16 protein-coding genes and 1 riboswitch are annotated in these 18147 nt (G+C 66.5%); of the genes, 6 read left to right on the forward strand and 10 right to left on the reverse strand.

Features of this window, described 5'->3' with window-relative positions; all coding sequences use genetic code 11:
- Positions 1–25 precede the first annotated feature (25 nt).
- Both gcvP and ABIE00_RS19450 read right to left on the reverse strand, forming a co-directional pair.
- Positions 26–2905 (reverse strand): aminomethyl-transferring glycine dehydrogenase, encoded by a 2880-nt coding sequence (gcvP, locus tag ABIE00_RS19445; protein ID WP_502914239.1) that lies wholly within the window; start codon positions 2903–2905, stop codon positions 26–28.
- Positions 2906–3092: 187 nt separating this feature from the next.
- A riboswitch (glycine riboswitch) is annotated at positions 3093–3191 on the reverse strand.
- A gap of 100 nt (positions 3192–3291) precedes the next feature.
- A complete protein-coding gene (locus tag ABIE00_RS19450; RefSeq protein ID WP_354262326.1) occupies positions 3292–3831 on the reverse strand; it encodes a TetR/AcrR family transcriptional regulator in 540 nt (179 codons plus the stop codon).
- A gap of 67 nt (positions 3832–3898) precedes the next feature.
- Between ABIE00_RS19450 and ABIE00_RS19455 the strand changes: the two genes are divergently transcribed.
- Positions 3899–5488 (forward strand): MFS transporter, encoded by a 1590-nt coding sequence (locus ABIE00_RS19455; RefSeq protein ID WP_354262327.1) that lies wholly within the window; start codon positions 3899–3901, stop codon positions 5486–5488.
- Positions 5489–5588: 100 nt separating this feature from the next.
- Here ABIE00_RS19455 and ABIE00_RS19460 read toward each other — a convergent pair whose 3' ends face one another.
- The gene (locus ABIE00_RS19460) at positions 5589–6068 is read right to left on the reverse strand and encodes a Dps family protein (protein WP_354262328.1); all 480 of its coding nucleotides are present in this window, start codon (positions 6066–6068) and stop codon (positions 5589–5591) included.
- Positions 6069–6284: 216 nt separating this feature from the next.
- On the opposite strand from ABIE00_RS19460, the gene ABIE00_RS19465 reads away from it, so the two are divergent.
- The 3 genes from ABIE00_RS19465 to ABIE00_RS19475 are packed head-to-tail and all read left to right on the forward strand — an operon-like array spanning position 6285 to position 9949.
- Positions 6285–7352: a nitrilase-related carbon-nitrogen hydrolase gene (locus ABIE00_RS19465; RefSeq protein ID WP_354262329.1), complete on the forward strand. Its 1068-nt coding sequence runs from the start codon at positions 6285–6287 to the stop codon at positions 7350–7352.
- A gap of 11 nt (positions 7353–7363) precedes the next feature.
- Positions 7364–8374, forward strand: a complete 1011-nt coding sequence (locus ABIE00_RS19470; protein ID WP_354263444.1) for an agmatine deiminase family protein — start codon at positions 7364–7366, stop codon at positions 8372–8374.
- 12 nt (positions 8375–8386) lie between these two features.
- Positions 8387–9949 carry an APC family permease gene (locus ABIE00_RS19475; RefSeq protein WP_354262330.1) on the forward strand — a complete coding sequence of 521 codons (1563 nt, stop codon included), beginning with the start codon at positions 8387–8389 and terminating at the stop codon, positions 9947–9949.
- A gap of 102 nt (positions 9950–10051) precedes the next feature.
- Here ABIE00_RS19475 and ABIE00_RS19480 read toward each other — a convergent pair whose 3' ends face one another.
- The 3 genes from ABIE00_RS19480 to ABIE00_RS19490 form a co-directional block, all read right to left on the reverse strand.
- Positions 10052–10600 carry an AMIN-like domain-containing (lipo)protein gene (locus ABIE00_RS19480; RefSeq protein ID WP_354262331.1) on the reverse strand — a complete coding sequence of 183 codons (549 nt, stop codon included), beginning with the start codon at positions 10598–10600 and terminating at the stop codon, positions 10052–10054.
- A gap of 366 nt (positions 10601–10966) precedes the next feature.
- On the reverse strand, positions 10967–11269 hold the full coding sequence (locus ABIE00_RS19485; protein WP_076798765.1) for a DUF4193 domain-containing protein: 303 nt from the start codon (positions 11267–11269) through the stop codon (positions 10967–10969).
- A 103-nt stretch (positions 11270–11372) separates the two neighbouring features.
- Positions 11373–11600: a hypothetical protein gene (locus ABIE00_RS19490; protein WP_354262332.1), complete on the reverse strand. Its 228-nt coding sequence runs from the start codon at positions 11598–11600 to the stop codon at positions 11373–11375.
- A gap of 180 nt (positions 11601–11780) precedes the next feature.
- On the opposite strand from ABIE00_RS19490, the gene ABIE00_RS19495 reads away from it, so the two are divergent.
- Entirely contained in the window at positions 11781–12140 is a 360-nt protein-coding gene (locus ABIE00_RS19495) for a hypothetical protein (RefSeq protein WP_354262333.1), read from the forward strand.
- A 199-nt stretch (positions 12141–12339) separates the two neighbouring features.
- The gene (locus ABIE00_RS19500) at positions 12340–13524 is read left to right on the forward strand and encodes an aminotransferase class V-fold PLP-dependent enzyme (RefSeq protein ID WP_354262334.1); all 1185 of its coding nucleotides are present in this window, start codon (positions 12340–12342) and stop codon (positions 13522–13524) included.
- Positions 13525–13568: 44 nt separating this feature from the next.
- Here ABIE00_RS19500 and egtD read toward each other — a convergent pair whose 3' ends face one another.
- From egtD to egtA, 4 genes are read right to left on the reverse strand one after another with little or no spacing between them, the layout of a single operon-like run.
- A complete protein-coding gene (gene egtD, locus ABIE00_RS19505) occupies positions 13569–14555 on the reverse strand; it encodes an L-histidine N(alpha)-methyltransferase (RefSeq protein WP_354262335.1) in 987 nt (328 codons plus the stop codon).
- Positions 14552–15316 (reverse strand): ergothioneine biosynthesis protein EgtC, encoded by a 765-nt coding sequence (egtC, locus tag ABIE00_RS19510; protein ID WP_354262336.1) that lies wholly within the window; start codon positions 15314–15316, stop codon positions 14552–14554. The genes egtD and egtC overlap by 4 nt, the downstream gene beginning before the upstream one ends.
- Positions 15270–16670 (reverse strand): ergothioneine biosynthesis protein EgtB, encoded by a 1401-nt coding sequence (gene egtB, locus ABIE00_RS19515; protein ID WP_354262337.1) that lies wholly within the window; start codon positions 16668–16670, stop codon positions 15270–15272. The genes egtC and egtB overlap by 47 nt, the downstream gene beginning before the upstream one ends.
- Positions 16660–17952 (reverse strand): ergothioneine biosynthesis glutamate--cysteine ligase EgtA, encoded by a 1293-nt coding sequence (gene egtA / locus ABIE00_RS19520; RefSeq protein WP_354262338.1) that lies wholly within the window; start codon positions 17950–17952, stop codon positions 16660–16662. The genes egtB and egtA overlap by 11 nt, the downstream gene beginning before the upstream one ends.
- Between the last annotated feature and the right edge of the window lie 195 nt (positions 17953–18147).

The following is an 18147-nucleotide window of genomic DNA, read 5'->3' on the forward strand; positions in this document are numbered from 1 at the left end:
TGAGGAATCCTTTGCGGGACGAAATCTAGTTCTCGAAGGCTTCTGTGTTGTCCTCGAACGCTTCGAGGGGCGGGCAGGAGCAGACCAGGTTGCGGTCGCCTGCGGCTCCGTCGATGCGGCCTACCGGCGGGAAGTACTTGTCCTGCTTGAGGGAGTGCACCGGGAAGACTGCCTGCTCGCGCGGGTAGGCGCGGTCCCAGTCGGAACTGATCGCGGCGGCCGCGGTGTGCGGGGCGTTGCGCAGCGGGGAATTCTCCACGGTAAAGTCGCCGTTGGCAACCTGGTCGATCTCGCCGCGGATGGCGATCATGGCCTTGATGAACCGGTCGATCTCGCCCAGGTCCTCGGACTCGGTGGGTTCCACCATCAGGGTGCCGGCCACCGGGAACGCCAGGGTGGGCGCGTGGAAGCCGTAGTCGATGAGGCGCTTGGCCACGTCCTCGGCGGTCACGCCGGTCCGTGCCGTGAGTTCGCGAAGGTCCAGGATGCACTCGTGTGCCACCAGGCCGCCCTCGCCCGTGTAGAGCACCGGGAAGAAATCGTTAAGGCTGGCTGCCACGTAGTTCGCCGCGAGCAGGGCGGACTTGGTGGCCTCGGTCAGTCCGGCCCCGCCCATGAGCTTCACGTACGCCCAGGAGATCGGCAGCACGCCGGCGGAGCCGAAGCGCGAGGCGGAGATCGGAACGCAGTTGCCTTCGGTCCAGGTGGCCGCGTCGCCCGGCATGAACGGGGCAAGGTGCGCCTTGGCTGCAACGGGTCCGACGCCGGGTCCGCCGCCGCCGTGCGGGATGCAGAAGGTCTTGTGCAGGTTCAGGTGTGAGACGTCGCCGCCGAACTTGCCCGGCTGCGCCAGGCCGACCAGGGCGTTCAGGTTGGCCCCGTCGATGTAGACCTGGCCGCCGGCCGCATGGATGGCGTCGCAGACCTCGCGGACGTCGGCGTCGTACACCCCGTGGGTGGAAGGGTAGGTGATCATGATGCAGGACAGGGCGTCCTTGTTGGCCTCGATCTTGGCGTACAGGTCGGTGTGGTCGATGGTGCCGTCGGCGGCGGTGGCCACTACTACCACCTTCATGCCGGCCAGCACGGCCGAGGCCGCGTTGGTGCCGTGGGCAGAGGCCGGGATCAGGCAGATGTTGCGCTGTTCGTCGCCGCGGGACAGGTGGTAGCCGCGGATCGCCAGCAGGCCGGCCAGCTCGCCCTGGGAGCCGGCGTTCGGCTGGATGGACACCTGGTCGTAGCCGGTGATCTCGGTCAGCTGCGCCTCGAGGTCGGCGATGAGTTCGCGCCAGCCCTCGGTCTGGGAATCCGGGGCGAACGGGTGGATGGAGGCGAACTCAGGCCAGGAGATGGCTTCCATCTCGGCCGTGGCGTTCAGCTTCATGGTGCACGAACCCAGCGGGATCATGGTGCGGTCCAGCGCCAGGTCGCGGTCGGAGAGCTTGCGGATGTAGCGCAGCAGCTGGGTCTCGGAGCGGTGCGTGTTGAACACCGGGTGCTGCAGGTACGCGGAGGAACGTTCGACGGCGGCGTCCAGGGCGAAACCGTCGGTCGCTTCCACTGCCTCTGCACCGAAGGCTGCGAGCAGGTCGGCCACGATGGCCGTCGTCGTGGTTTCATCGGCGGAGATGCCGACAGTGTCGGCGTCAATGCTGCGGAGGTTGATGCCCTTCTGCTCGGCGGCGGCGATGATGCCGGCGGCCTTGCCCGGGACGGACACCGTCACGGTGTCGAAGAAGCTGGTGTGCAGGACGTCCAGCCCGGCAGCCTTGAGAGATGCGGCCAGGGTCTTCGCGTGGCCGTGGGCGGTTTCGGCGATCGCCTTCAGGCCCTCCGGTCCGTGGTAGACGGCGTACATGGACGCGACGATGGCCAGCAGTGCCTGCGCGGTGCAGATGTTGGACGTGGCCTTCTCGCGGCGGATGTGCTGTTCGCGGGTCTGCAGCGCCAGGCGGTAGGCGGGGACGCCGGCATTGTCCTTGGAGACGCCCACCAGGCGGCCGGGCAGGGAGCGTTCAAGACCCTTCTGCACGGCCATGTAGGCCGCGTGCGGGCCGCCGTAGAACAGCGGAACGCCCAGGCGCTGGGCGGAGCCGACGGCGATGTCCGCCCCCTGCTCCCCCGGAGGCGTGATCAGGGTCAGGGCCAGCAGGTCAGCGGCCACGGTGACCAGGGCGCCGCGTTCCTTCGCGGCGGCGATGACTTCACTGTGGTTGAAGACGCGGCCGGAGACACCGGGCTGCTGGAGGACGACGCCGTTGATGTCGCCGTCGGGCAGTCCCTGGGAAAGGTCGGCGACCTCCACCTCGAAGCCGAGGGCCTCGGCGCGGCCCTTGACGATTGCGATGGTCTGCGGCAGGCAGTCCGCATCCAGGACGGTTTTGCCGTCGTGGGCAGTCTCGTTCTTGTTGGCCCGGCGCATCAGCAGCACGGCCTCGGCCACGGCGGTTGCTTCGTCCAGCAGCGAGGCGTTGGCGATGGGCAGGCCTACGAGGTCCTGGACCATGGTCTGGAAGTTCAGCAGGGCCTCGAGACGGCCCTGGGAGATCTCCGGCTGGTAGGGCGTGTACGCGGTGTACCAGGCGGGTGCTTCCAGGATGTTGCGGCGGATCACCGGGGGCGTCACGGTGTCGTAATAGCCTTGGCCGATCATCTGCACAGCGGTCTTGTTCTTGGCCGCGAGCTTGCGGAGTTCGGCGAGGGCTTCAACCTCGCTCAGCGCCGGGGCGAGCTGCAGCGCGGAGTCCTGGCGGATGTCGTTCGGCACTGCCGTATCAACCAGCGCGTCGACGGTGTCGTACCCGACGGCCTTAAGCATGGCTTCGACGTCGGCCTGGCGGCGGGCGCCGATATGCCGGTCGACGAAGGACGAGGAGGCTGAATTAACGGTCAAAAGGAACTCCATAACTAAGGCGACGCAGGGTACGCCACATTGATTCGGGTTCCTCCCCGCTCTGTATTGGACCTGAGAGTTTCCGCGTTGCTGCACTTTCGCACAGCACCGCTTGCACCGTCGGTGAGCAGAGCATGCCCTGAACCGTCCGCGAAGGCGGAACGTGCCGGGCCGGCAGCCTGCTGCTTTCCAGAGTTGCCTTGCCGCGGCGGTACATGGGCCTGAGAGATTCCTGGGGAGGTTTTGCTCCTACGGCGCCTGCTTGTACCTACTTGCAGGACTCTCCCGCCGCAGATCAAAGGCTTATTCAATTGAGCGGTGACAGCTGTCACAGAGGCTATTGTCCTACGCCGGGAACGCGTCTGCAAACTGTGGCAGCGTGGGCTGGCACACGCCACTCACCGCCTGAGTCGGTCAAGCGCGGAAAGGAGGCTTTCGACGTCGGCCGCGGTCTCGGACGGCGACGCTGCCGGCCCGATGGACAGCATGGCGTTGAAGTAGAGTCCGTCACCCATGTACAGGACGGCCCTGGCCAGGCCCGGCCCGACGTCCCGGGCGATCTCGTCCAGCCACCGCTGCTGGATGTGCGCGAACCGGCGCCGGGTCTCCTCGTGCGCCACCTCGGCCAGGCGTGTCGCGGCAACGATGGCACGGTCCAGCGGGGTGTCCGCCCAGACGGACGACCTGATGAAGTAGGCGGCCGCACCCTCGGTGGCCGCAGCCATGGCCTGGGCGTCCGCCTCCGCAAACTCATCGAGCCGGTCCAGCAGGACGCCGATCAGCGCTTCCTTGTTCGGAAAGTGGTACAGGAGCCCGCCTTTTGATACACCCGCGCGGGCAGCCACGGCGTCAAGGGTGGCGGCACGCTCCCCCACCTCGATCAGGAGGGATTCAAAAGCGTCAACGACTGCGCCGCGGGCGACCGGTTTTCTGGGCATGGCTTCCATCATGCCCGGTTCCGCACCAAGGTTTATAACTGTACCGTCTGGACGGTATAGTTAAGTTATGACCATGCACTCAGCATTTTCCCCGGAGCGCACTTCAGCAAGCCAGGCCGGCGGCGTGCGCGACTGGTTCGCCCTGGCCCTGCTGATGTTCCCTGTCCTCCTGGTGGCCGTGGACAACACCGCGCTGACGTTCGCCCTTCCGGCGGTCGCCCGCAGCCTCGACCCCACGGGCGTGCAGCTTCTGTGGGTGGTGGATGCCTATGCCCTGGTCCTTGCCGGACTCCTGGTGGCGATGGGCAGCCTCGGCGACAGGATCGGCCGCCGCCGGCTGCTGCTGGTGGGCATTTCGGGCTTTGCGGTGGTCTCCGCGGCATCAGCCTTCGCGCCGAGCGCCGAATGGCTCATCGCCGGCCGCGCGGCCCTCGGATTCTTCGGCGCCATGCTCATGCCGTCCACGCTGTCCCTGATCCGCAACATCTTCCGGGAACCGGGCAGGCGGCGGCTGGCCGTGGCCATCTGGGCCGCAGGCTTCTCCGGCGGCGCAGCGCTCGGGCCGATTTTTGGCGGCTGGCTGGTGGAGCGCTTCTGGTGGGGTGCCGTCCTGCTCGTGGCCGTGCCCATCATGCTGCCGCCGCTGGTCCTGGGCCGCTTCCTCATTCCGGAATCCAAGGACCCCAACCCGGGCAAAGTGGATCTGGCCAGCGTGGCGCTGTCCATGCTGACCATGGCACCGGTGGTTTACGGCATCAAGGAACTGGCCACGCAGGGACCGGGCGTTGCGCCGCTCGGAGTTCTGGCGTTCGGACTGGCCATGGGTCTTGTATTCGTCCGCCGCCAGCAGACCCTCGCGGCCCCGATGGTGCGCGCATCCCCGCTGCCGGGCAGGTCCCCCCTGCTGGATATGTCACTGTTCAGGAACCGCGTGTTCAGCACGGCGATCACGGCAAACATCCTGGCACTGTTCTCCTACAACGGCTTCATTCTGTTCCTGGCCCAGCACCTGCAGCTGCTCGAAGGGATGTCGCCGTCGGAGTCGGGCACCGCCATGCTGCCGGCCCTGACGGCCACCGTGGTGGCGGGCCTTCTCGTGGTTCCCCTGGTCCGGAAGGTCCGGCCGGGCTTTGTGGTGGCGGCGGGACTGGCGCTGAGCGCCGGCGGGTACGGCATAGTTGCGTTCGGGAATCACGACGCCGGGCCCACCGCGCTGCTGGCCGCCCTCCTCATCCTGGCACTGGGTGTGGGGTCGGCCGAGACCATCTCCAACGATCTGATTCTGGGAGCGGTGCCGGCGGAGAAAGCAGGAGCGGCCGCGGCGATTTCTGAGACGGGCTACGAAGTGGGATCACTCCTGGGAACAGCCATCCTGGGGTCCATCCTGACGGCGTCCTACCAGCAGCACCTCGCCCTGCCCGCGGCTGTTGTCCAGGCAGCTCCGGCCGCGTCAGCGGACCAGGCCAGGGAAACGCTGGCGGGCGCCATGGAGATCGCCGGATCCCTGCCGGCCCCGCTGGCCGAGGGGCTTACGGCGGCCGCCCGGGCCGCATTTGATTCGGGCGTCCACATCACCGCGGCGATTGCGCTGGTACTGATGGCCGCAGCGTCGGTGCTGGCCGCCGTCGTGCTGCGCCGGATTCCGCGCGCAAGGTAAGCCGGCCCGGCGCAAGGCGGCCCGCACAGAAAAGGGCAACCCGGAGAGAATCCTCTCCGGGTTGCCCGTTGCCTTCGGCGCGGTATATCCCGCCGGCCCGCTACTTGGCGTCAGGGTGCGTGACGCTGGCGGACGCCTTCATGTTCTCGGCACCCACCATCCACGCGTACTGCTCGAGCTTTTCGATGAAGGTGTGCAGCAGGTCAGCGGTGGTGGGGTCTTCCTCATCCACCTCGTCATGGACCTTGCGCATGGTGCCCACGGCCGCTTCGAGTGCTGCCACGATGCGGTCGATCGCATCCTTGGTGTTGATGAGCCCGTCGGGGAACTGCGGAAGGTGGGTCGCCTTAGCCACGGTGGCGCTGCGGCCGTCCGGCAGGGCATGCAGTGCGCGCATGCGCTCGGCGATGTCGTCGGCGAAGGCACGGGCGGCGTCCACGATCTCGTCGAGCTGAAGGTGCAGATCCCTGAAGTTGGTCCCAACGATGTTCCAGTGCGCCTGCTTGCCCTGGATGTGCAGTTCGATCAGGTCCGTCAGGACGGCCTGCATGTTATTGGTCAGTGTCGGTGAAGCCTTCATGAATCCTCCTCGATTGGTCCAGTGGTTTCGACGCTACCGCAGCCAACGCGGCGCGGGGAGCGCCGGAGGCCGAATTTCACGATCAGCTTACTTACTAATAGACGGGTCATAAATGGTCGGCATTCAATTACCCCCTTGCCACACCCGCTCGGCGCATGCATACTAAATGAACGTCATTCATTTAGTGACGGTCGTCTCACTGGAGTAATCATCATCATGATCGAAATAACCTGCCTCAACGCGCCTGCTTCGCTCGCCCGGACAGCGCCGTCCGGACGCCCCGCCCTGAGGGTCGGCCTCGTGCAGCACCGCTGGCACAGCAGCGCCGCCGCACTCCACGCCGAACTCAATGAAGGCATCGACCGGGCTGCTCGGCTGGGCGCCACCGTTGTGTTCCTGCCCGAACTCACCCTCTCCCGCTACCCCGCAGACCAGGTTCCGGAGAATGATCTTGCACGGCAGGGCCAGGACAGGCCCCGCCCCTCAGACGGCGCCGAGGACCTGCTGACCGGCCCCACCTTCCGCTTCGCAGCCGAGGCCGCCCGCCGGAACGGCATCACCGTCCATGCCTCGCTCTACCAGCACGCCGGCAACCCGGACGGCTCGGATGACGGCCTCGGACTGAACACCTCCATCCTGGTGTCCCCGGCCGGCGAGCTCTTGGCCCGCACCCACAAGCTGCACATCCCGGTGACCGCCGGATACTACGAGGACAAGTTCTTCCGCCAAGGTCCCGTTGCCGGGGATGCCTACCGGGTCCACGCCCCGGCCGAACTCGGTGGCGCCCGGCTGGGCATGCCCACCTGCTGGGACGAATGGTTCCCCGAACTGGCCCGCATGTACTCCCTCGGCGGCGCAGAGCTGCTGGTTTACCCGACGGCGATCGGTTCCGAGCCGCTGTTCCCGGACTTTGACACCCAGCCCCTCTGGCAGCAGGTCATCGTGGGCAACGGCATCGCCAACGGCCTGTTCATGGTGGTCCCGAACCGCTGGGGCCAGGAAGGGAGCCTGAACTTCTACGGCTCCTCCTTCATCTCCGACCCCTACGGCCGCATCCTGGTCCAGGCACCGCGCAACGAGTCGGCGGTCCTCGTGGCCGACCTCGACCTGGACCAGCGCAAGGACTGGCTGACGCTGTTCCCGTTCCTCACCACCCGCCGCCCGGACACTTACGCCCGGCTCACCGACCCGGTCCGCCCGGAGGAGCCGTTCGGCAGCGATCCGGTGGTCGAGCTTGTCGAGACCGAGGACACGGCCGCCGCCAGCGAGCGGGTGACCGCGTGAGCACGTGGCGCATGCCGGCTGAAACTGCGCACCAGGAGCGGCTCTGGATGGCCTTCCCCACCGGCGGCTACACCCTCGGCGACACCGCGGACGCGGCGCACGCCGCCCGATCCGTCTGGGCCGCCGTCGCGAACGCCGCGGTCGAGTTTGAACCGGTCACCATGGTGGTTGACCCGTCCGACGTCGAAACCGCCGCCCGGTACCTGGCCCCCGCCGTCGAGGTGCTGACGGCGGAACTCAACGACGCCTGGATGCGCGACATCGGCCCGACGTTTGTGCTGGACGGAAACGGCGCCCTGGGCGCCGTCGACTGGGTCTTCAACGGCTGGGGCGCCCAGGACTGGGCCAGCTGGGACAAGGATTCGCTGGTGGCCGCCGAGGTGGCGGGCCGGTCCAGCGCCCGGCACCTCGTGTCCGAACTGGTCAACGAGGGCGGCGGCATCCAGGTGGACGGCGAGGGCACCGTGCTGGTCACCGAGACGGTGCAGCTGGATCCGGGCCGCAATCCCGGACTCAGCAAGGCCGAGGTCGAGGCCGAACTGGCCAGGACCATCGGCGCCAAAAAAGTCATCTGGCTGCCGCGCGGGCTCACCCGTGACTCGCAGCGGTTCGGTACGCGCGGGCACGTGGATATCGTTGCCGCCATCCCGTCCCCGGGCACGCTGCTGGTCCATTCGCAGCAGAACCCTGCCCATCCGGACTACGAGGTGAGCAGGGAAATTGTCAGCTTCCTGTCCTCCACCACGGACGCTGCCGGCCGGGAGTGGACGATCATCGAGGTCCCGGCGCCCGTTGCCCTGACGGATCCGGAGGGCTTCGTGGACTACAGCTACATCAACCACGTTGTGGTCAATGGCGGAGTCATCGCCTGCACGTTCTCCGACCCCAACGACGAGAAGGCACTCCGCATCCTCGCGGACGCATATCCCGGGCGCAGGGTCGTGGGCATCGACGCCCGCGAACTCTTCGCCCGCGGCGGGGGAATTCACTGCATCACCCAGCAGCAGCCCGCTGCCGCCTAGAAAGGGCCTGTCATGAGCCAAACCACGAGCATCGAGCCCGGCGGGAAGAGCACTTCCCCGGCTGGCGAAGCAACGCACGGCATCACCGGGAAGGGCCTGAAGGGCGGACAGCTGGGCCTCCTGGCCGTCGTCGTCCTGGGCATATCCTCGGTGGCTCCGGCCTACAGCCTCACCAGTTCGTTGGGGCCCGCCGTCGGGACCGTGGGCGTGCAGCTTCCAGCGATCTTTATCGTCGCCTTCATCCCGATGATCCTGGTGGCGTTCGCCTACCGCGAGCTCAACGCCGACTCCCCGGACAGCGGAACCACGTTCACGTGGACCACAAAAGCGTTCGGCCCCTTCGTCGGCTGGATGGGCGGCTGGGGCCTGCTCGCCGCGAACATCATTGTTTTGTCCAACCTGGCAGGGGTCGCGGTGGACTTCTTCTATCTCTTCCTGGCCCAGGTATTCAACAACCCCGGGCTGGCGGACCTGACTTCCAACACGGCAGTCAACATTGCCACCTGCCTCACGTTCGTGGCGCTCGCAGTCTGGGTCAGCTACCGCGGCCTGCACGCCACCAAACTCGTGCAATACAGCCTGGTCGGTTTTCAGGTCCTGGTCCTGGTCCTGTTCATCATCATGGCACTCACGCACGCAGCATCCGGTGACGCCGGTACATCCCTCGCGTTCAGTTGGGACTGGTTCAACCCCGCGAAGATCGAGAGCTTCGAGCAGTTCACCGCCGGCATGTCACTCGCCGTCTTTGTCTACTGGGGCTGGGACGTGTGCCTGACGGTGAATGAGGAAACCAAGGGCGGCAGGGGCACCGCGGGCAAGGCAGGAACCACGACGGCGGTCGCCGTGCTGGCCCTCTACCTCGCAGTGATCGTGGCCACCATGATGGTGGCAGGCACCGGCGCCGACGGTATTGGCCTGAACAACCCGGACAACCAGTCGAATATCTTCGCCGCGCTGGCCTCGCCGGTCATGGGTCCGGTGGCCATCCTGATGTCTCTCGCCGTGCTCTCCGGCACCGCCTCGTCCCTGCAGTCCACGATGGCGTCCCCGGCACGCAGCCTGCTCGCGATGGGCCACTACGGCGCCCTGCCGCCGCGTTTCGCCTCAGTCAGCAAGCGCTTCGGGTCCCCCGGCTTCGCAACGCTGGTTGCGGGCGGGATCTCCGGCGGCTTCTACGCGGTCATGAAGGTGGTCAGCGAGAACGTCCTCAACGACACCATCCTGGCGCTGGGCCTGATGATCTGCTTCTACTACGGCCTGACCGCCTTCGCCTGCACGTGGTACTTCCGGCACAGCCTGTTCTCCAGCGTCCGCAACTTCTTCATGCGGCTGCTGTTCCCCATGCTGGGCGGGCTGGTCCTCACCGTCGTCTTCATCCAGACGGCCGTGGACAGCTGGGCGCCGGAATTCGGCAGTGGTTCGGAGATCTTCGGCGTGGGGCTCGTGTTCGTGCTCGGCGTGGGGATCCTGGCCCTCGGAGTCGTCGTCATGCTGGTGATGTCGCGGCTGCGGCCCGGCTACTTCCGCGGCGACACCATCCGCCAGGACACCCCCGCACTGGTGGTCCCCGAATAGCGGCTTCCACCTACAGCGATGCCCCGCTTCCCGGTCCGGGAGGCGGGGCATCGCTGCTTTTAACACTGCTCCCCTACTGCGGGCATCTCACCTGTGGCAGGCTCACCAGTAGTGTGCGACGTCGACGACGAGCCGGGAACCGGCGCCGGGGCCATCCAGTGTGTAGACCTTGAAGGGCAGCCGGGCGCGGACGCCCAGGCCAAGCGTGGTGTAGCCCTCGAAGCTGCCGGCCCACGCCACCTGCCGGAACGTGTGGTACCCGGATACGTTGGTTACCTCGGACCGGTTGGCCGGGGTGAATGTCGCCTTGCCCGTGGCATTGTCATACGCGGGCGAGTTGATGGTGAGCTGGAGGAATGCGCCGCCGCGGAGCTTGAGCGGCAGGCCGGAGCCTTCCTGTGCCACCTCGGAAACGTAACGGACGTTGTAGCCTTTGGCTTTGCCCTTGAGGTCGATCACGAGGCGGTCAAAGCAATAGTGCTGCCCGGTGCGGACGTTGGTGATGGCGGCGGTGCTCATGGTCTTGTCAGCCTTCGCCAGCGAGCCCCACACCTGCCCGCAGTAGGAGGCTGCCGAGGCGGAGCCCGGAGCCAGCAGGCCCAGTCCAACAGCCAGGAGGATGACTGTGAGCCAGGCGGGAATTTTTTTCATTTGGCCACCCCTTTCGAGTGAGTATTTGGATAACTCCAGAGTAGGAGCGCCAAAAGCGCTATACGAGGGATGTGGCCGGTTCGGGGCGCAACCGTTAGTCTCGCAAAATGCGGGTCACGGCGCCGTAATTCCGGGCCTGCTTTTAACGGCTTCGAGAGGCGTTCGTGGCCCTTTCTCCACGCTTCCGTTACCGCAGGTAACGGGGACTTTGCCGGACCGGAAGCGGGCGCGATCGCGGGCACAAAAAAGCGAGGCGCCGGCCTCCCCATCGGGGAGCCGGCGCCTCGCGTGGCTTTGCACTGCGGGCTGCCTGGCTATGAAGGCTGCCTGGCCGCAAAGCAGGACTAGCGCAGAGGGTTGTCCCTCTTAGCCTTCGCAGTCGTGGCAGTACTTCATGCCGTTCTTTTCCTTGGCGACCTGGGACCGGTGACGGACCAGGAAGCAGGAGCCGCAGGTGAACTCGTCGGACTGCTCGGGAACGACGATGACCGTCAGTTCCTCGTTGGAAAGATCGGCGCCCGGAAGGTCGATTCCTTCGGCAGTGTCATTCTCATCGACGTCGATAACGGCGGTCTGGGCACCGCCGCCGCGGGACGCCTGGAGTGCCTCCAGCGATTCGGAGGGAGACTCTTCTTCTGTCTTGCGTGGGGCGTCGTAATCGGTAGCCATAGCGTTGTTCACTTTCGTTGCTGCACAGCGCCATTCAGGCACCTCAGTGAAGCAGTTTAGGTCATAAAGCGGCGACGTCAAGAATAGTGTGGCCAACGCGACACTAATTGGTCTTTTCCGCCTGTTCCGCGGTGTTGGCGGCGGCATTTACGTGCGTCCTGAGGGCGCGGTCTTCCGCGACGGCGACGCCACTGAGCGGAGGCAGCCACGCCCACCGGGTGACCTCCTGGAGGGCATCGTTGGCCTGCCCGGCAGTGTCAGGAACCGCCGGGAAGAACAGGGCGTTCGCGAGCGCCGCACGTGCCCGGGTGAGCAACTCTGTGATGGTCATGCCGCCAAGCTATGCGGCCCGTGTTGTGGACACGTTTCGGCCGCGTCTCGGGGCAGTTAAGTGTCCGGGGACTGGGCCGCGCCGTAGCGCGGACTGGCCGGGCGTCGTCGTCGGACTTAGCCTTGAGCTGTTCCTGCATCCGACCATCCTGGATCTGACCACCGAGCAGCGGAGGGGCACATGGCTACGAAACTGAACCGCAAGGCACTGGAACACGCACGCGGCCTCATTAAGAAGGGGAAGGTTCAGCGGGACGTCCGTGACGACTGGAGCGAACACGCTCCTTCGGCGGACGACGAGAATTCCTTCATCGACAAACACGGCTTCGACGAATTCGCGAAGTGGCACCTCGGCATTGACAACGAGAAATCCGAGGGCACCAAAGGCAGCGTGAGCTTTCCTTTCGGGGACCTCAAGAAGGTCCACCGCTGCGCCATCATTTCGCTGGAGAGCCGGGCGGCGCAGCACGATCATGACGACATCCGCAAGGCGGCCAAGGACCTGTTGGAGGAGATCGACGCGGACCAGGGGGCTTCGTAGCCGGCACGAACGAAACCCGCACCGCGGAACGTCCGGCCAACCTCACCAGAGCGACGCCGGCCGGTCACCTCACAAGGTGACCGGCCGGCGTCGTACTCCCCTTCCCTCTCCCGGGTTTTTGTCCGGCTAATGGCCTCTAAACGCCCCGAAGTCGCGATACGTGGACAAAAGTTCCGCTGCTTGCGGCACGATGTGACTCATGTCGATTGATGTGCGCGCGGTGCGCGACCAGACCCGCGGGGTCCTGAACGTAGCCCACCTGAACAATGCGGGAAGCTCGCTCGTCCCCCGCCCCGTGGCGGAGACCGTGGCGGCACATTTGCGCCGCGAGGAGGAAATCGGCGGTTATGAAGCGGCGGAGGAGGCAGCTGACCGGCTGCACACGGTGTATTCCTCCCTGGCGCGGCTGATCGGGGCACGGCCGGACGAGATCGCCCTGGCCGAGAGCGGCAGCCGGGCGTGGGCTGTGGCGATGCACAGTTTTCCCTTTGTCCGCGGCTCACGGCTCCTGATAGGCCGCTCGGAGTACACGGGCAACGTCATGGCGTTGCGGCAGCTGGCGCAGCGGAATGGCCTGCAGATTGTGGTTCTCAACGACGATCCGTACGGGCAGGTCGATGTGGAACATCTTCAGCGGGAGCTCGAGCGTGGAAACGTGGCCATGGTCGCTTTGACGCATGTGCCCATGGCGGACGGCCTGGTCAATCCGGCAGCGGAGGTGGGCAGGCGCTGCCGGGCTGCCGGGGTGCTGTTTGTGCTCGATGCGTGCCAGTCTGTGGGCCAGATGCCGCTGGACGTGGAGTCTCTGGGCTGTGATGTGCTGGCCGGAACCGGGCGGAAGTTCCTCCGGGGGCCGCGCGGCACCGCGTTCCTGTATGTGCGCGCCTCGGCTCTAGGGCGGTTTGAGCCGCTCGCCCTGGACGGGCTGTCTGCCTATTCCTCCGGGGCCGAGGGGCTTGAAGTTCGCGGCGATGCCCGGCGTTTTGAGAGCTGGGAGGCGTGCATCGCCGGAAGGCTGGGTCTGGGCCGGGCCGTCGATTATGCCCTGGACCTGGGCCTGGACACTGTGCAGGAGCGCGTGGGCTGGCTGGCGGAGCAACTGCGGACGGAGCTGGCGGCGGTTCCGGCGGTTACTGTCCACGACCACGGCATCACCCGGTGCGGCATCGTGACGTTCTCTGTGAAGGGAAGCGAGGCGGGGAACATCAGGGCCCGCTTGGCGGAGCACCGGATTAATGTCTCGGTGGCTCCGCGGCCCTCAGGCGAGGTCCAATCCCTCCTCAGCGGGAGCCCGCACGTGGCGGAAACGGTGGTGCGCGCCTCAGTGCACTACTACAACACCGAGGACGAGGTCCTGCGGCTGGTGGGCCTCCTCCCCCGGTGAGCAGGCCCGCTCCGCCGCCAATATTGTGCATGCAGCCGGACAGCCTAGACGGCTTCCGCGAGTGTCATGGCGTAGCGGTTCTGGCTGTCGGTCCATTGCCCTGCGAGGGAAAACCCGGCCGATTCGAGCTCGCGGGCCACTCCCTCGAGCCGGAACTTCGCCGAAATCTCGGTGCGGAGTTCCTCGCCTTCGTCGAACCTGACGTCCAGGCCCACACCCGGCAGGCGCACGAGCATCGGTTTCGTCGCCCGCAGCCGCATTTCGATCCACTCTTCCTGGGGCATCCAGACGGCGACGTGATCAAATGCCATCACCTCGAAATCGGCACCCAGCTGGGCATTGAGGACGCGGAGCACATTCCGGTTGAATTCGGCGGTGACTCCCTCGGCGTCGGCGTAGGCCGGAACAAGGATGTGTGGTGACTTCACGAGGTCCGTACCAAGAAGCAGCGAACCGCCCTCTCCGCCGAGCAGCTCGCGGATCCCGGCGAGAAAGCGTGCCCTGGCCGCCGGCTCAAAATTGCCGATGGTGCCGCCCAGAAACGCCACCATGCGGCGTCCGTTGTGCGGGAGCAGGTGCAGCTGGGTTTCGAAGTCCGCTGCCACTGCATCCAGCTGAAGATCGGCGAACGCGGGAGCCAGCTCGTTGCGTGCATCCAGCAGTGCGCTGTCGCTAACGTCCACAGCGACGTAGCGGCGAAGAGGTCCCGCCTTCCGCAGGGCATCCAGCAATAGCGGGGTCTTCCTGGACGATCCGGACCCGAGTTCGATCAGCGTTTCTGCCGGGCTCGCGGCCGCCATCTCAGCGGCGAAGAGCTCCAGCACCTCACGTTCGGCCCGTGTCGGATAGTATTCCGGCAAGTCCGTAATGCGCTCGAACAACGCGCTGCCGAGTTTGTCATAGAACCACTTGGGCGGCAGCGTCTTGGGTGACGAGCTGAGCCCGGCGAGCACGTCGGCGCGCAGACTTCGCTCCAGGTGGTCCGGGGGCAGGTGGTGGACGATGTCGCTGCGGTCGGCGGAGAGGCTCATGTGGCTGCGTGCTCCTTCGTGAGAGTCGGGATAGGACGAACTTCGACGTGGCCGGGGGTAGCGGTCAGGAGTGAATTGTCCGGGACCTCCTGCCACCCCGGGTCCTCATCGGATGGTTCGCTGGCGACGACCACGCCCCCGCGGCCGGCCCGCCAAAAGAGGCTGTCGCCGGCGGCTGTGGCCGCGATGGCAGTTCCGTCCGTGAGCAGAAAGTTGAATCTGCCGCCGGCGACTGAGGAGACAACGTTGACCACCTGCATCAGCGCCTCGCCGGCGGTGGCCCCCGCGGCAAGCCGCTCCTGTACAAGGGCCCAGAGCAACGCTGAATCGACCTGCGCTTCCAAGGCCAGCAGGCGTGCCGGCGGGAGTGAAGCAGCCAGTTCCTCCAGCGCATGCGGCCAGTCCTCCACCCTGCCGTTGTGGCTGAAGAGCCAGGGTCCGTGGGCATAGGGCGCAGCCGCTGACTCGTCCGGTGGCATGCCCGGCGTTGCCGACCGCACCGCTGCCAGTACCGCCGGGCTGGAGGTGACCCGGGCGACGTCGGCAAAGGACCTGTCCGCCCAGATCGGGACGGAACGGCGGTAGCGGGCGGGCACGGGATCGCCCGGGGCGTACCATCCGACGCCAAAACCGTCGGCGTTTACCGTCCCGTACCTCTGGCGGCGCGGTGCCCACGACTGGGCCAAAAGCCCATGGTCCGGGACGAGCAGCAGCTCAGCCAGCGGCACCGGCGTCCCGAGGTAGGCGAGATGACGGCACATGGGCTAGCAATCCTCCGCCGGCGAGGCGTCGCGCGCCGTGCGGAATCCGGTGAAGATCTGCCGGCGGATCGGGTAGTCCCAGTTCCGGAAGGTACCCCTGCAGGCGGCAGGATCCACTGCCCAGGACCCCGCCCCGGAGCACCTTGTAGTCCGACCCGAAGAATACCTCGCTGTATTCCGGATAAGGGAAAGCGGTGAATCCGGGATACGGGCGGAAGTCGCTGGAAACCCATTCCCAGACGTCCCCAATCAGCTGCCGTACCCCCAGCGGCGAGGCTCCCGCGGGAAAGGAACCGGCCGGGGCCGGGCGGAGCGTTGCCCCGCCAAGGTTGGCGTGGTGGGGTGCAGGATCCTCGTCGCCCCAAGGGTATCGCCGGGATCGGCCTGACCGGGGATCGTAGCGGGCTGCTTTTTCCCATTCTGCTTCGGTGGGGAGCCTGCGCCCGGCCCAGCGTGCGTAGGCGTCCGCTTCGTACCAGCTCACGTGCTGCACCGGTTCATCATCCGGAACGCGTTCCACGACACCGAATCTGGTCCTGCACCACCCGTCGCCGTCGCGTTCCCAGTACTTGGGAGCCACTAAGCCGGCTTCAATGCAATGCGTCCAGCCTTCCGGGCTCCACCAGCGGGGGTTCCGGTAGCCGCCGTCCGCAATAAAGTGTTGGTAAGCCCCGTTGGTCACCGGAACGGTATCAATCCAGTAGCCGGGCACCTCCACAGTATGTGCCGGGCGTTCATTATCCAGCGCCCAGGGTTCCACCGATGTCCCCATGGTGAACTCCCCGGAGGGGACCAGCACCTCCTTGGCCAAAGCATGCAGATCCGGGGGGCGGATGCCCGCCGCCAGGGGCTGGGCGTGGAGGAGCGGCGCGCCGGTCCGCAGCTGGTGCGTGGCAAGCATCGTTTCGTCGTGCTGCTGTTCGTGCTGGATGATCATTCCGAACGCGAAGCCCCGGTGCACAAGAGGCGCGCCCTCCAAAGGAGTCCGCTCCAGGATGTCGAGCGCCTTGTCACGGACCTGGGCGATGTAGCTGCGGGAATCCGCCGGTGAGAGCAGCGGCAGCGAGGGCCGGCTGCTGCGGGAGTGCTGGAACGCGTCGTACATCTGGTCGATATCGCAGCGCAGCGGCTCCATCTTGCCCACATCCCGCACCAGCCAGATTTCCTCCTGGCTGCCTACGTGCGCCAGGTCCCACACCAGCGGTGACATCAGCGGCGAATGCTGCTTGAGTAGATCTTCGTCGTCGCAGTCGGTCAGTGCATGGGTGCGGTTCCGGGCACGTTCCAGCCCTTCGGCGATGAAGGTCCTGAGTGTTTCGGGGTCGGCAGGGGCCCCGGGAAGGTCACTTGGCATCAACGTAAGCCTCCCTTTGCTCCGGTTCGGCAAACCAGCTGCCGGTTCTTTGCCACAGGTCCAGCCTCTCCTGGGCCGGGCACCGGCCCCGTGCGGTATTGCGCTCGATGAAGTCTTCGGCCAGGCTCCGGGTGGTGGTGTCCGCCCCCAGCCGAGGCAGCGCGTTGAGCGCCGCCTCGGCGCAAGACCGGGCAGCCAGGGCAAGAGCAGGATTCGTCAGCCCTTGGTGGGCGGCAGTTCTCACCGGGTCCGGCAGCGAAGCAAGCGGTGCGCACGCGTCTGCGGAGAGGTCGGCGGCGTGTTCGTCTTCCATGAGCGCGGTGACTATCGCCGTGACGGGCTCCCAGTCATGGCCCGCCTGTGCATCGATCACCCGGAGTTCCATGAATCCACGTGGACGAACGGGCGGGAAAAGAGTTGTGAGGTGGTAGTCCAGGTCGCTCAGTGTTGCAGGCCTGGGCCCGCTCCCGCGCAACCAGTCCCGCATCGTCAGCCCCGGCGGCGGATCCCAGCGGCGCCCCTGTGACGGGATGCAGAGGACCAGCGCGTCGAGCGCGTAGCGCGCCCAGGCCCCCCGGGGTTCCTCCGAACGGGGGACCGCGGCAGTCCGGGTCGGGTCAATGCCCAGCCAGGTGCGCTGACGGTTGCTGTGCCATCCGTTGGGGACGCCGTGAAGGAAGGGGGAGTTGGCAAACATGGCGATGAGGACCGGCAGGAGATTGTGCAGCCGTGCCCAGCGTTGTGCCGCGCCGGTGGATGCCGGACTGTCGAATCCGGCTTCCAAGGAAATCTGAAGTGAGGCGGTGGAGCACATCATGGTTCGTCCGGCGGGACCGAAGCCGTCGAAGTGCCGCTCCATGGAGGCATACCGCGGATGCTCCAAAGACCTCACAGCGGGGCGTCCAGCATCCAGGGCGACCGAACCGAAGAACAGGCCGGCGTCCGAAAGCCGGGTTTCAACGGCTTTGAGGTCTTTTCTGGTCGCGGCGACGAGAGCGGGAAGACCGGGAGCGCAGGCGGAGCTCACCTCCAGCTGGCCGCCAGGCTCGAAGGTGATCGCTCCCCCACCTGGCAGCGCCCCAGCCGAGGCGGCCATGGCCTGACGCACACGCGCAACGGTAACCGGGGCCTGCGGATCAGCGGCGTCATGGACCAGCCGTTCGACCTCCACCCCGGCAGCACCCGGCGGTCCGGTCTTAAAGCACACGGAGGCCACATACACTTCGGCGTCGGACTCGGAAAGGGGGCGGATGTCGTGCCCGGCCTGCAAAGCGGACGTCACGTGTCACTCCTTCGACGTCGGTGTCTTCTGGCGGCAAGCTAAGCAGTCCTCTTTCAGCCTTGTCAACGGTTTATGCGGGCACGCAAAAGTGCTACGGAGCACCAGCCGGGGTGCCCCCACCCATGCATGTCGGCTGACCTCACAAGAGCGACGTCGGCCGGCCATCTCCCCAGGTGACCGGCCGACGTCGTACTT

The organism is Arthrobacter sp. OAP107, from assembly GCF_040546765.1.
Lineage (GTDB): Bacteria > Actinomycetota > Actinomycetes > Actinomycetales > Micrococcaceae > Arthrobacter.